Raw genomic sequence first — 13,571 nt, 5'->3', positions numbered from 1 at the left:
CAGTTATTACTTGAGAGCTGGATTAACGGCCTTCGTGGGGGCTGTAACGTTGTTAATCGCGTTTGCCTTGTCGGCGAGGTGAATTTTAGGGAGGTGGGGCGGGGGTAAACAGAGCGGGTTTTGATAAACACCTTTGGCAGATTTGGTAACAATCCCCACAAAACACCGCCCAACCCTTGTAGGAGCTGCCGAAGGCTGCGATCTTTCGCCTTTGATTTTTGCAAAGCAAGATCAAAAGATCGCAGCCTGCGGCAGCTCCTACAACCATCGTCGAATGGTTCTATGGGGCCGGCCCGGCTACAACGGGGTCATACAAAAACAACTATTCCACCGAGGTAAGAAAGATGAGTGCGGCTTCTCTGTATCCCGTTCGTCCCGAGGTTCTGGCCAATACGCTGACTGACGAGGCGACCTACAAAGCCATGTACCAGCAGTCGGTCGTCAACCCTGACGGTTTCTGGCGCGAGCAAGCCAAGCGTCTCGACTGGATCAAGCCTTTCACCACGGTGAAGCAGACTTCCTTCGACGATCACCATGTCGACATCAAATGGTTCGCCGACGGCACCCTGAACGTTTCCTACAACTGCCTCGACCGTCACCTGGCCGAGCGCGGGGATCAGATCGCAATCATCTGGGAAGGCGACGATCCTTCCGAAAGCCGCAACATCACTTACCGCGAACTGCACGAACAAGTCTGCAAACTGGCCAACGCCCTGCGTGGTCAGGACGTGCACCGCGGCGACGTGGTGACTATCTATATGCCGATGATCCCCGAAGCCGTGGTCGCCATGCTGGCCTGCACCCGGATCGGCGCGATTCACTCGGTGGTGTTCGGCGGCTTCTCGCCGGAAGCGCTGGCGGGGCGGATCATCGACTGCAAATCCAAAGTCGTGATCACCGCTGACGAAGGCATCCGTGCCGGCAAGAAGATTTCCCTCAAGGCCAACGTCGACGACGCGCTGACCAACCCGGAAACCAGCAGCATCCAGAAAGTCATCGTGTGCAAGCGCACCGGTGGTGACATCAAGTGGAACCAGCATCGCGACATCTGGTACGAAGACTTGATGAAAGTGGCGGGCACCGTGTGTGCGCCGAAAGAGATGGGCGCTGAAGAGGCGTTGTTCATCCTTTACACCTCCGGCTCCACCGGCAAGCCGAAGGGCGTGCAGCACACCACCGGTGGTTATCTGTTGTATGCGGCGATGACCCATGAGCGTGTGTTCGACTACCGCCCGGGCGAAATCTACTGGTGCACCGCCGACGTCGGCTGGGTCACCGGTCACAGCTACATCGTCTACGGCCCGCTGGCCAATGGCGCGACCACCCTGCTGTTCGAAGGCGTGCCGAACTATCCGGACATCACCCGGGTGGCAAAAATCGTCGACAAGCACAAGGTCAATATCCTTTACACCGCACCGACCGCGATCCGCGCGATGATGGCCTCCGGCACCGCCGCCGTTGAAGGCGCGGATGGCAGCAGCCTGCGTCTGCTCGGTTCGGTGGGCGAGCCGATCAACCCGGAAGCCTGGGACTGGTATTACAAGAATGTCGGCAAGTCGCGTTGCCCGATCGTCGATACCTGGTGGCAGACCGAAACCGGCGGCAACATGATGAGCCCGTTGCCAGGTGCGCATGCGCTGAAGCCGGGTTCGGCGGCGCGTCCGTTCTTCGGTGTGGTGCCGGCGCTGGTCGACAACCTCGGCAACATCATCGAGGGCGAGGCCGAAGGCAATCTGGTGATTCTCGATTCGTGGCCGGGTCAGGCGCGCACCCTGTATGGCGATCACGACCGTTTCGTCGACACCTACTTCAAGACCTTCCGTGGCATGTACTTCACCGGTGACGGTGCGCGCCGTGATGCCGATGGTTACTACTGGATCACCGGGCGTGTGGATGACGTGCTTAACGTGTCCGGGCACCGCATGGGCACCGCCGAGATCGAAAGCGCGATGGTCGCCCACCCGAAAGTCGCCGAAGCGGCGGTGGTCGGTGTGCCGCACGACATCAAGGGGCAGGGCATTTATGTCTACGTCACCCTGAAGAATGGCGAGGAGCCGAGCGAGCAACTGCGCCTGGAACTGAAGAACTGGGTGCGCAAAGAGATCGGCCCGATTGCTTCGCCGGACGTGATCCAGTGGGCGCCGGGGCTGCCGAAGACCCGTTCGGGCAAGATCATGCGGCGGATTCTGCGCAAGATCGCTACGGCGGAATACGACGGGTTGGGGGATATCTCGACCTTGGCGGATCCGGGTGTGGTGCAGCATTTGATTGATACGCACAAGACGATGAATGTGGCTTAAGCCTGTCTGATGCATTGAAGAGCCCTGTCCGGTGATTGCCGGGCGGGGCTTTTTTGTGTCTGGAGGTTTTGTGGTGTCTGGGCTGGCCTCTTCGCGAGCAGGCTCGCTCCCACAGTTTGACCGAGTACCTTCAGACAAGATGCAGACCCCTGTGGGAGCGAGCCTGCTCGCGAAGGCAATTTGTCAGGCGCCCGTCTAGTCCGCTGTCGGAACGCAGACCCCACCAACCAATAATTATCGATTTCCCGCGTAAGACATTTCCCGCTGTTACCGCGCACCTTCCACGTCACCAAATGTGTAACCGCCCGCCCCGCAGCGGGGCGAAGGGAAACGCAATGCCCCGTTTTAGAGCCTCAAAGCCCCGGGGAAAAATAAGACATAACGCTGCGCTTGCCGGATTAGAAGGGTTTGCGAATAATAGGCCCGCAATTTGCAGCATAGATCGGTTCACTGTCTTTCGCTTTTGCATGAATTTGCAAGGCTGTCAATGCGCTCAAGCGGGTTTCTCTGTGCATCTGTAATTAGTTGTCGCATTGAAGAAATATCGGCTTCGGGCCTGTCGTTAGAATGCCGATCACTCGCTCATCGTGGCTGACGTTGAAACCCCCGATGGTTTCAATGGGAAATTTCCCACCGATGCTGCGCCGCTTTCCCGATTCACCCATTCGCATATTGGGCTGTCGCTCACTCTGCCGTTTTTGCCCTTTACCGATGGAGTCCCAAGATGAAGAAACTTGTGCTGCTTGGCGCCCTGGCACTGTCCTCCGTGCTGTCGCTGAATTCCTTCGCTGATGAAAAACCTCTGAAGATCGGTATCGAAGCGGCTTACCCTCCGTTCGCCTCGAAAGCGCCGGATGGCAGCATCGTCGGTTTCGACTACGACATCGGCAACGCCCTGTGCGAGCAGATGCAGGTCAAGTGTGTGTGGGTCGAGCAAGAGTTCGACGGTCTGATCCCGGCACTGAAAGTGCGCAAGATCGACGCGATCCTGTCGTCCATGTCGATCACTGAAGACCGCAAGAAGTCCGTGGACTTCACCAACAAGTACTACAACACCCCGGCACGTCTGGTCATGAAGCAAGGCACCGTTGTCAGCGACAACCTGTCTGAGCTCAAGGGCAAGAACATCGGCGTGCAACGTGGTTCGATCCACGAGCGTTTCGCTCGCGAAGTCCTCGCCCCGCTGGGTGCCGAGATCAAGCCATACGGCTCGCAGAACGAAATCTACCTCGACGTGGCCGCCGGTCGCCTCGACGGTACCGTGGCGGACGCCACCCTGCTGCAGGACGGCTTCCTGAACACTGATTCCGGCAAAGGCTTCGCCTTTGTTGGCCCGCAGTTCACCGACGTCAAATACTTCGGCGACGGCGTCGGCATCGCTGTGCGCAAGGGTGACGCGCTGAAAGACAAGATCAACTCCGCCATCGCGGCCATCCGCGAAAACGGCAAATACAAAGCCATCCAGGACAAATACTTCGCCTTCGATATCTACGGCAAGTAACACGTCTCTGCGACAAGTCAGAAATGGCGCAAGCAACAGGATCTCTGCGGTTTGCGCCATTTTTTCATCCCAACTTTCGAGGACCTGAATCATGTTGAAAGGCTACGGGGCTGTCATCCTCGATGGCGCATGGCTGACGCTTCAGCTCGCCTTGTCGTCCATGGCCCTGGCCATCGTTCTCGGGCTGATCGGGGTCGCGTTGCGCCTGTCGCCGATTCGCTGGCTGGCATGGCTGGGCGATCTGTATTCCACGGTGATCCGCGGGATTCCCGACCTGGTGCTGATCCTGCTGATCTTCTACGGCGGTCAGGACCTGCTCAACCGCGTCGCCCCGATGCTCGGCTATGACGACTACATCGACCTGAATCCGCTGGCCGCCGGTATCGGCACCCTCGGTTTCATCTTTGGTGCGTACCTGTCGGAAACCTTCCGTGGCGCCTTCATGGCCATCCCGAAAGGCCAGGCCGAAGCCGGCATGGCCTACGGCATGAGCAGTTTTCAAGTGTTCTTCCGGGTGATGGTGCCGCAGATGATTCGCCTGGCGATTCCCGGCTTCACCAACAACTGGCTGGTTCTGACCAAGGCCACCGCGCTGATTTCGGTGGTCGGTCTGCAAGACATGATGTTCAAGGCCAAGCAGGCGGCAGATGCCACCCGCGAGCCTTTCACCTTCTTCCTCGCAGTGGCGGCGATGTACCTGGTTATCACCAGTGTCTCGTTGCTGGCGCTGCGTCACCTTGAGAAGCGCTACTCGGTAGGCGTAAGGGCGGCTGATCTATGATCTTCGACTACAACGTCATTTGGGAGGCCATGCCGCTGTACCTCGGCGGCCTGCTGACCACCCTCAAACTGCTCGCGCTTTCGCTGTTGTTCGGTCTGTTGGCGGCATTACCGCTGGGCCTGATGCGCGTCTCCAAGAACCCGATCGTCAACGGCGCTGCGTGGCTGTACACCTACGTGATTCGCGGCACGCCGATGCTGGTTCAACTGTTCCTGATCTACTACGGTCTGGCGCAGTTCGAAGCAGTCCGTGAAAGCTTCTTGTGGCCGTGGCTGTCCAGCGCGACGTTCTGTGCGTGCCTGGCCTTCGCGATCAACACCAGCGCCTACACCGCCGAAATCATCGCCGGCAGCCTCAAGGCCACGCCGAACGGTGAGATCGAAGCCGCCAAGGCCATGGGCATGTCGCGCTTCAAACTGTACAAGCGCATCCTGTTGCCATCGGCCTTGCGCCGGGCGCTGCCGCAGTACAGCAACGAAGTGATCATGATGCTGCAGACCACCAGTCTGGCGTCCATCGTGACCCTGATCGACATCACCGGCGCAGCCCGTACCGTCAACGCGCAGTACTACCTGCCGTTCGAGGCGTACATCACCGCCGGCCTGTTCTACCTGTGCCTGACCTTCATTCTGGTGAAGCTGTTCAAGCTGGCCGAGCGGCGCTGGCTGAGCTACCTCGCGCCACGGAAGCACTGATATGGAACGCATTGATCACGTATTGCCGTGGAGTCACCTGGGCAGCGAGCGCAAGATCTCGGTATTCCGCTTCGGCAGCGGTGAGCGCAAGGCCTACATCCAGGCCAGCCTGCACGCTGACGAACTGCCGGGCATGCGCACCGCCTGGGAGCTGAAAAAGCGCCTGGGCGAGCTCGAAGCCCAAGGTCTGCTCAACGGTGTGATCGAGCTGGTGCCGGTCGCCAACCCGCTGGGCCTCGGCCAATTGTTGCAAGGCAATCACCAGGGGCGTTTCGAGGCGGGCAGCGGCAAGAACTTCAACCGCGATTTCGTCGAGTTGAGCGCGCCGGTTGCGGCGGCATTGGCCGACAGCCTCGGTGACGATCCGCACGCCAACATTCGCCTGATCCGTCAGGCCATGGCTGATCATCTGGCGGCATTGCCCGAAGCGAGCAGCCAGTTGCAAGGCATGCAGCGTGTTTTGCTCAGCCACGCCTGCACCGCCGATGTGGTGCTGGACTTGCACTGCGACGCTGAAGCCGCGCTGCACATGTACGCGCTGCCGCAGCACTGGCCGCAGTGGCGTTCGCTGGCCGCGCACCTGAACGTGAAGGTCGGCTTGCTGGCGGAAGACTCCGGCGGCAGCTCCTTCGATGAGGCGTGTTCGTTGCCGTGGCTGCGTCTGTCGCGGCAGTTCCCCGACGCGCAGATTCCGCTGGCGTGCCTGGCGACCACTGTCGAGCTGGGCGGTCAGGCCAATACTGATCGCGCGGATGCGCTGGCGTGGGCCGAAGGCATTCTGGCGTTCCTCGCCGAGCAGGGCCTGATCACCGGTGAGTGGCCGAAACCGGCGCACGAAGCCTGTGAAGGCATGCCGTTCGAAGGCACGCAATTGCTGTTGGCACCGCATCCCGGTGTGGTGAGCTTTTTGCGTAAACCCGGCGAGTGGGTCGAAGCCGGGGATGAGATTTTCGAAGTGATCGATCCTGTGTCCGATCGGGTCAGCACGGTGTGTGCTGGTACCTCCGGGGTGCTGTTTGCCATTGAACGGCTGCGCTATGCCCAACCCGGTTTCTGGCTGGCCAAGGTGGCGGGGCGCGAAGCGCTGCGTCACGGGCGCTTGCTCAACGACTGACTGACTGTTTTTGTGAGAACCGACCGCATGTACAAACTTGAAGTCCAAGACCTGCATAAACGCTATGGCAGTCACGAAGTGCTCAAGGGCGTGTCCCTGAAAGCGGCAGCCGGCGATGTGATCAGCATCATCGGCTCCAGTGGCTCCGGCAAAAGTACTTTCCTGCGCTGCATCAACCTGCTCGAGCAGCCGCACGCGGGCAAGATCCTGCTCAACAACGAAGAGCTGAAACTGGTGGCGAACAAGGACGGCGCGCTGAAAGCCGCTGATCCGAAACAGCTGCAACGCATGCGTTCGCGCCTGTCGATGGTGTTCCAGCACTTCAACCTGTGGTCGCACATGACCGCGCTGGAAAACATCATGGAGGCGCCAGTCCACGTACTGGGCGTGTCCAAGGCCGAAGCCCGCGAGAAAGCCGAGCACTACCTGAACAAGGTCGGCGTGGCCCATCGTAAAGACGCATTCCCGGGGCACATGTCCGGTGGCGAGCAGCAGCGTGTGGCCATCGCCCGTGCACTGGCGATGGAACCGGAAGTGATGCTGTTCGACGAACCGACCTCGGCCCTCGATCCGGAACTGGTTGGCGACGTGCTGAAGGTGATGCAAGCGCTGGCCCAGGAAGGTCGCACCATGGTCGTGGTCACGCACGAAATGGGCTTTGCCCGTGAAGTGTCGAACCAGTTGGTGTTCCTGCACAAAGGTGTTGTGGAAGAAAGCGGCAACCCGCGCGAAGTGCTGGTCAATCCGCAATCGGAGCGTTTGCAGCAGTTCCTGTCGGGTAGCCTCAAGTAATCGCTGCCGTTATGCACCAAATTAGGTCATGCTTCGCGACCTGAAGACTTGCTCCGATCCCCTGTAGGAGCTGCCGAAGGCTGCGATCTTTTGCCCTTGTTTTTGAAGATCAGAAGATCGCAGCGTCGTTTCACTCGACAGCTCCTACAGTGGGAGCTTCGCAGGTTTCGAGATTTGCGTTCATTTACGGGCTAGCATTGGCCCATGCCTTCATCACCGTTCTTCGTTTCGGATTGCCCGCCCATGACTGCCCATCGAATTGGTTTCCTGATTTGGCCCAGCACTAAAGCTCTGACGCTGGCGCTGGCGGAGGAGGCCTTGCGTGTTGCTCAGCGGGTGCACCCGGAGGTGGTTTACGAGCTGTCGTTCCTGCAGGCCGAAGCCGTGACAGACGCCGCAGCCGACGGTGCCTGGCAACTGCCGGGCGAGGCCTGGACCGGCAAGCTGGAAAATTTCCAGAAACTGTTCCTGCTCGCTGACGAGCCGCCGACCACCCTGGCCCCGGCGCTCAGCAGTGCGCTCAAGCAGCTGGTGCGTGCCGGTTGCGTGATCGGCGGTCTGTCGGCCGGTGTCTATCCATTGGCGCAACTCGGTTTGCTCGATGGTTACCGTGCGGCGGTGCACTGGCGTTGGCAGGATGACTTCGCCGAGCGCTTCCCGAAAGTCATCGCCACCAGTCACCTGTTCGATTGGGACCGCGATCGGTTGACCGCCTGTGGCGGCATGTCGGTGCTCGACCTGCTGTTGGCGGTGCTGGCTCGTGATCACGGTGCGGAACTGGCCGGTGCGGTGTCCGAAGAGCTGGTGGTCGAGCGCATCCGCGAGGGCGGCGAGCGTCAGCGCATTCCGCTGCAGAACCGTCTCGGCTCCAGCCATCCGAAGCTCACCCAGGCGGTGCTGCTGATGGAAGCCAACATCGAAGAACCGCTGACCACCGACGAAATCGCCCAGCATGTGTGCGTGTCCCGTCGGCAACTGGAGCGGATCTTCAAGCAATACCTCAACCGCGTGCCGAGCCAGTATTACCTGGAACTGCGTCTGAACAAGGCCCGGCAGATGTTGATGCAAACCAGCAAGTCGATCATCCAGATCGGCCTGTCCTGCGGTTTCTCTTCGGGTCCGCATTTCTCCAGCGCCTACCGCAACTTCTTCGGCGCCACGCCGCGGGAAGATCGCAACCAGCGGCGCAGCAGCAGTCCGTTCGAGCTGTCGTCGGTGCCCCCCGAGCGCGGCTGAGTCGGGTTACTCGTCCGGGCCTGATTCTCCCGAGGACGACACTTCCAGTTCCGCGTTCTCGATCACGGCATCGATACCAAAATCAACGCTGGTCAGCCTGAAGTAGCTGATCAGCAGTTGCAGGCTCGCTTGCGAAAACGGGTTGCCTTGCAGGTCGATGTTTTCGCTGAACTCCCGTGGCCACTCCAGAATATCGTGGGGCACGTCGACGATTTCGTTGTTGCTCAAATCCACCATCTGCAAGTGCTCGAGCTGGCGTAATCCGGAGGGCAACTCGCTGATGCCGGTGTTGCCGAGCAACAGGCTGGACAGCTGAGACATCTGGCTGACATCGGGGGTACGGGCCAAGGGGTTGTTGCTCAGATCGATGAATTCCAGCTGACTCATTTGTGCCAGTTCCAGCGCAGTGTTATGCGACAGGCTGATCGAGCAATCGGCCAGGTTCAGTGAGCGTAATTTGCCCATGGTGAAAATGGCCGGAGGCAAGTGGTCCAGGTCGAACTGACGCAGGGTCAGAGCCTTCAGATTCGGGAAACTTTCCAGAAAACCCGACACGCCACCGGTAAGGCCGTGGCTGCTTTCCAGGAACATCAGCGATACATGGCTGAAGTCGGCTTTCACCCGGGGCAGTGGGCCGGTCCCCTGTGTGTCCAGAGTCAACTGGAAACCCGGGTGCATCAAGTCACTGAAGTCATCCGACTCGACCTCCCGGCGCCAGCAGCGCAATAACTGCTGCCTGAATTCATCCCGACTCAAATGTTCAATTTGCAGCTCCTGGGCGGTGAACGGTTGCTGGCTGCGCGGGTAAAGCGCCGGGACGTCGGCCGTCCAGGCTGCGAGGTCGCTTTCAAGGGTGGCGAGTTCAGCTTCCAGGCGTGTCAGCTCCTGACGTCCTTCGGCCAGATTGCCCGGCAACAGATAGACAAAATGACTGGCCTCTTCTTGATCCATCAGCGGGTACAGCGCCTGTGCTCGCTGAATGTCGGTACCGGCGGCCGACACACCGAAATCGACTTGCGTGCTGGAAAAGTGTCGTTTGATGCGCTCCATGTCGCTGACGGCGAGCGGATTGCCGCCGGCGTCGATCCCTTCCTGAACCTTTGAGGGCAGTTCGAAGAGTTCGGCGGGCAGGTGTTCGATGGCGTTGTCATTGAGCAGGGCGGTACGCAGATGCGGCCGGGTCAGCAGTCCGGCAGGAAGGCTGGAGAGTCCGGTTTCCGACACATCGATGTAATTCAGGTCCGGCATGTGTTCGACGTTTGGCGCCAGGCCCAGCGGGTTCTTGAACAGATCCAGGGTGGTCAGTCGTGTCAGGTTCGCCAGCACGGCGTGGCTTTCCTGGGTGAGGGTGATGGCGCATTCACTGAGTATCAGCTCCTGGATTTGTGAGGACTGCACAAGGTTTTCCGGCAGACGTCCCAGGTTGAAATTGCGTAAAGCCATGCGCTGCAAGCCGGTGAAACTGCGCAGAAACTCATGGACGCCGCGCGTTGCCGGGTGCCCTTCGAGGGTGAGCTGTCTGACGCAGGTAAATTCGCTGTCGAGCACGGGCAACTCGCCAATGACCGGCTGAATAAAACGGAAGTCAACGAAATACTCCTCGGCGTCCGGAATGGTTTCCTGCAGGCGCCAGAGGTTGATCAGGTCGTGCATGAGGCGCTGGCGGATGGAGCGCTGGACGACGATTTGCTCATGCGTGAGCGCGACCCCGGTGACCGGGAATTGTTGCGGGACCGCGTCGCTCCACGCGCTCAGGGTGCTGTGCAGTTGCGTGTGTTGATTCATCATCCGGGTGAGTTCTGCCCGAGGACCGGAGGGGTGACGTTGCAATCGATCGACGAACGATTCGAGCTGGCCGGGCGATAACTGAGGAAACAGCGCGCCGGCTCGCTGCGTCAGGGTCGGCGTGTTTTGCGGCATGAAATTGTAGCCGTCGGTGCCGCCTAGCAGACGCATGACAGTGGGATCGTAAGCGGGTTTGTAGGTTGGCTTGTTTGCCAGAAGCGGACGCAGGGCATCGCGGCCCAGCGCGTTATCCCTGATCGACAGCCTGAGCTTCTCGCCCTCGCCGATGTGCAGATTCAAGGCTGAGCGCTCGCTGTCAGGCATGGCCCGAAGCAGGCAGTTGTAAAACGATTCGCCACCGCTGAGCTCGGCCCCGGCATCGTCAAAGGCCTGATGGTCGCCCTCGGCGCGCAGCACCAGGGTTTTACGCGTCGGTGCATCGGCGGCACCGATGCTGTCGAGCAGTGCACCGTCGGGGGAATAGTGGCGTACTTCGATTCGCAGTTGCCCAGACCAGCCGGGCAACTGCTCCAGCGTGTGCAGTGCAAGTATTTGCGTGTCGGCGTTGTCGGCGCTCGATTGCAGTTCAAGGCCTTCGTAGGCACGTGTCAGGCGCACCTGCAATCCGGCCTCCGCGGCCTGCTCGGTCAGGCGCGGTGACAGCGTGCCGCGCTTGAGTTGCTGGCGCTCGGTGTCGGTCGCACCGTCTAGCAGAGCCTGGGCAACGCTGCGTGGCAGTGCGTCGGCATCCATGACTTTTTGCGTCAGGGCATCGGCGCCCTGTTCCAGTCGGCGATAGCGCTGATCGAACAGGTGTTGGCGTTGGTCTCGCGCCAATTGTGACAACGCCTGCCTCAGCCGCCGGGTTCGGGCTTCCAGGCGCTGGGCCGGGGCACCGAACGGTTCGCCCATCAAGGCCTTGGCTTCGCTTTCCGGCAACAGTGTCAACAGCGTCTTCAGCAGGTCGCCACCCTCGAGTCGGGTCGCCACCAACTCTAGAACGGGCAGTTCGGGAGCGCTGCTTTGCCAGAGTGTGTTACCCAGCTCGTCGCTCAGGCGCAGGCCTCGGCCTCTGGGCCAGTGGCGGCTCTCCTGCAGCAGTTCGAGCTGGGTCCGAAGGTCGGCTTGCAGGTATTCGTCCGGATGTTCGCTGTTCATCTGGTCGATGAAGGTCTGGATGTCCTGATCAATGTTGAAGCGTTTGAGCGTGTCGTCGAACAGGGGCGGCAGACGCTCCTGGTTGACGTGCGCTTTGCGCAGGGCGTTTTCATCGCTGCCGCTGATCAGCAGCAACCGATCGCGTTGGGTCACAGGCACGCGCTGGACATCTGGCCCGCTACGGCTCAGCAAGGTGGCCTGGTCCCAGCTCAGGGGGGTATCGAGCTCGGTTTTCCACGCTCCGGCGTCGTTGTGTTGCAGGCGCGGCTGATAAGCCTCGGGGCGGCTCGGATGTTCGATACGGTATTGACCGTTGCGGCTGTCCTGAGTGACGGCATAGCACTTGTCATCGAGGGGCAGCAGTGTTTTGCCCTGGTGCTGATGCAGGCCTAGTGCATCCGGTTTGGCCTGGGCAGAAGGCTTGATCGACTGTTCATAAGGCTCGAGATCCGGCAGCCAATAGCGAGTGGCGCCGTCGGGGCGTTTCACCGGATTGAAACGTTCGAAGAATTGGCGGCTGGCGTTTGGCAGGTGCGCGCGCAGCTCGCCGGCAACGATCGTGCCTCCCACGGCGAAGGTGCCCAGTTGTACCGCTGAATCAACCACTGCGACGAAGTGCCCGATGGCTTCCCGGCCTTGGCCTTCAGCCCAGTCGATGACGCCCTCAAAGGTGTCGTCGAGCAATTGGTAGGCGGTGTACGCCAGCATCAGCTCGCCCAGGAACGGTACGAAGGGCAGCGCAATGAACGCGGCGATATTCAGCAGCGTCGAGGCTATTTCAGTGAAGGAATCCCACAGCGCCCAGCGTGCTTGCTGATCGACGGTGGCGGTGGAGACCGCGAGGACTCGCGCATCGTTGAGAATCTTGTCGAGTTTGCGTTGATAGAGGTGAGTCAGCAGGTTGCCTGGAATGACGCTGGCATTGATTCGCAGCGACGGGCGCGGGTTGGACTGTTCCCGCCAGGACGGACGTGAATCCCCCGACTGTGTGGCATGCCAGGTCAGCGGCGCGAGCTGGTTGTTCAGTTGCGCAAAAAACTGTCCGCGGTCGGCATGATCAATGAAGCGACTGAAGAACATCTGATAGTCCGGCTCGCGCAAACGTCGGGTCAGCTCCTCGGCGAACGCAGCAGACGAAGGGTATTCCTTGATCGGGTGGGCCGGGTCATCGGGCAGGTAGGCGACAACTTTGTGCACTTCTGCCGTGCTCTCCAGGTCCGGAGCAAACAACAGCAGGCCGGTGAGGCGGGCATTCAGCAGGCTCAGGTCGTAGCTGCGCAGGTCGGAGCTGGCTCGATCATCGAGCCGGTCGAGAATCTGCCGATGGCTGTCGGCGCTCAGCAGTTTTTGCATCTGCGCCATGTGCAGGGCGGCATCCAGTGCGGCTCGCTGGCTCTCATGGGCTTTTGATCGAAGGAGCGCCGCCGCCACCGGATTGCTGATACCCAGGTTGTCTTCCAGGTACTCGCGGTATTGCCGGCCGATGTCCAGTTCGCGGCACAGTTGGGTAAACCCGGTGATGGGCATCGAGTCGGCAATGTGCGTCAGCGTGCTGAACTGGTCGCTGCAATGCGGTGCGGCTATGTAGCTCGAGTCTGATTCGAAGGCCTGCGGTTGGGTTTCGCAGGTTTCGAAGTTGTGCAGGGCAGCGTCCAGCAACGACACGCTCCAGGTGCGCGCGCCCCCCGACTTCATGCGCAGCCAGGGCAGATGGGTCGGGATGTACAGGCGCAGCCAGATCTGGCGAACGTCGAGCGTCAGGCCGAAGCGGTCCTGGATCGCGGTTTCAAGCAAGGGCGCGGCGAAATCACCGGGGTTCTGCAGCCGGGCCAGGGTCTCATCCAGTCGGTTTTGACGGGTTGCATGTCGGGCGATCAGCTTTTTCATCCTGGCGTGCTGGTCCGCTGTTGCGCCGTTGAGCGAAGCTGGCAGTTGCGGTGCGCTGATCCTCAGCGCCAAGCGTCTGTGGGGCGCGGACTGGCGTAACCAGTCCGGAATGCTATCGATCAGCGGCGAGTAGTGCGTGTCGGGTTTCAGGTCGTGGAACGGGTCGGAGTCGATTGCTTCGTTGTTCATTCAGGAAGTAGCCGTCGAATTGGAAAGTCCCCCTAGGAGAACCCGAGAAAGTCGACCGCGTGCGGTACATATATACCGCACTTGAAAAATCGTCTTGGGTTACAAAGCAGCAGGTCTGACGCAAACCCTTGCC

The 13,571-nt window shown here is 60.3% G+C and carries 8 protein-coding genes; 7 read left to right on the top strand and 1 reads right to left on the bottom strand.

All coding sequences use genetic code 11. From position 1 onward, the window contains the following. The first annotated feature begins 344 nt into the window (after positions 1–344). The 7 genes from acs to argR all read left to right on the top strand — a co-directional run bounded on the left by acs (position 345) and on the right by argR (position 8,419). The gene (acs, locus tag HBN98_RS07045; RefSeq protein WP_047599664.1) at positions 345–2,300 is read left to right on the top strand and encodes an acetate--CoA ligase; all 1,956 of its coding nucleotides are present in this window, start codon (positions 345–347) and stop codon (positions 2,298–2,300) included. A gap of 724 nt (positions 2,301–3,024) precedes the next feature. Then, positions 3,025–3,801, top strand: a complete 777-nt coding sequence (locus HBN98_RS07040; protein WP_064588786.1) for an ABC transporter substrate-binding protein — start codon at positions 3,025–3,027, stop codon at positions 3,799–3,801. Between the two features lie 91 nt (positions 3,802–3,892). Beyond that, complete coding sequence (locus HBN98_RS07035) at positions 3,893–4,582, top strand: ABC transporter permease (protein WP_003227287.1); 690 nt, start codon at positions 3,893–3,895, stop codon at positions 4,580–4,582. Then, entirely contained in the window at positions 4,579–5,277 is a 699-nt protein-coding gene (locus HBN98_RS07030; RefSeq protein ID WP_064588785.1) for an ABC transporter permease, read from the top strand. The genes HBN98_RS07035 and HBN98_RS07030 overlap by 4 nt, the downstream gene beginning before the upstream one ends. Before the next feature lies 1 nt (position 5,278). Continuing rightward, positions 5,279–6,391 carry a M14 family metallopeptidase gene (locus HBN98_RS07025; protein ID WP_064588784.1) on the top strand — a complete coding sequence of 371 codons (1,113 nt, stop codon included), beginning with the start codon at positions 5,279–5,281 and terminating at the stop codon, positions 6,389–6,391. A gap of 27 nt (positions 6,392–6,418) precedes the next feature. Continuing rightward, on the top strand, positions 6,419–7,183 hold the full coding sequence (locus tag HBN98_RS07020) for an ABC transporter ATP-binding protein (protein ID WP_003227281.1): 765 nt from the start codon (positions 6,419–6,421) through the stop codon (positions 7,181–7,183). A 243-nt stretch (positions 7,184–7,426) separates the two neighbouring features. Further along, a complete protein-coding gene (gene argR / locus HBN98_RS07015) occupies positions 7,427–8,419 on the top strand; it encodes a transcriptional regulator ArgR (protein WP_083368151.1) in 993 nt (330 codons plus the stop codon). Positions 8,420–8,425: 6 nt separating this feature from the next. Here the strand turns inward: argR and HBN98_RS07010 are convergent, their stop codons facing one another. Beyond that, on the bottom strand, positions 8,426–13,438 hold the full coding sequence (locus HBN98_RS07010) for a dermonecrotic toxin domain-containing protein (protein ID WP_083368152.1): 5,013 nt from the start codon (positions 13,436–13,438) through the stop codon (positions 8,426–8,428). Positions 13,439–13,571 lie beyond the last annotated feature (133 nt).

This window comes from Pseudomonas koreensis, assembly GCF_012986595.1.
Classification (GTDB): domain Bacteria; phylum Pseudomonadota; class Gammaproteobacteria; order Pseudomonadales; family Pseudomonadaceae; genus Aquipseudomonas; species Aquipseudomonas koreensis.
The sequence above is the reverse complement of the archived record's forward strand: the minus strand, read 5'-3'. Positions and strand labels throughout refer to the sequence as shown.

What these genes read in the sequence shown, in the direction of transcription:
- acs (WP_047599664.1), top strand. Translation starts at nt 345, where the DNA reads ATGAGTGCGGCTTCTCTGTATCCCGTTCGTCCCGAGGTTCTGGCCAAT.
- HBN98_RS07040 (WP_064588786.1), top strand. Translation starts at nt 3,025, where the DNA reads ATGAAGAAACTTGTGCTGCTTGGCGCCCTGGCACTGTCCTCCGTGCTG.
- HBN98_RS07035 (WP_003227287.1), top strand. Translation starts at nt 3,893, where the DNA reads ATGTTGAAAGGCTACGGGGCTGTCATCCTCGATGGCGCATGGCTGACG.
- HBN98_RS07030 (WP_064588785.1), top strand. Translation starts at nt 4,579, where the DNA reads ATGATCTTCGACTACAACGTCATTTGGGAGGCCATGCCGCTGTACCTC.
- HBN98_RS07025 (WP_064588784.1), top strand. Translation starts at nt 5,279, where the DNA reads ATGGAACGCATTGATCACGTATTGCCGTGGAGTCACCTGGGCAGCGAG.
- HBN98_RS07020 (WP_003227281.1), top strand. Translation starts at nt 6,419, where the DNA reads ATGTACAAACTTGAAGTCCAAGACCTGCATAAACGCTATGGCAGTCAC.
- argR (WP_083368151.1), top strand. Translation starts at nt 7,427, where the DNA reads ATGACTGCCCATCGAATTGGTTTCCTGATTTGGCCCAGCACTAAAGCT.
- HBN98_RS07010 (WP_083368152.1), bottom strand. Translation starts at nt 13,438, where the DNA reads ATGAACAACGAAGCAATCGACTCCGACCCGTTCCACGACCTGAAACCC.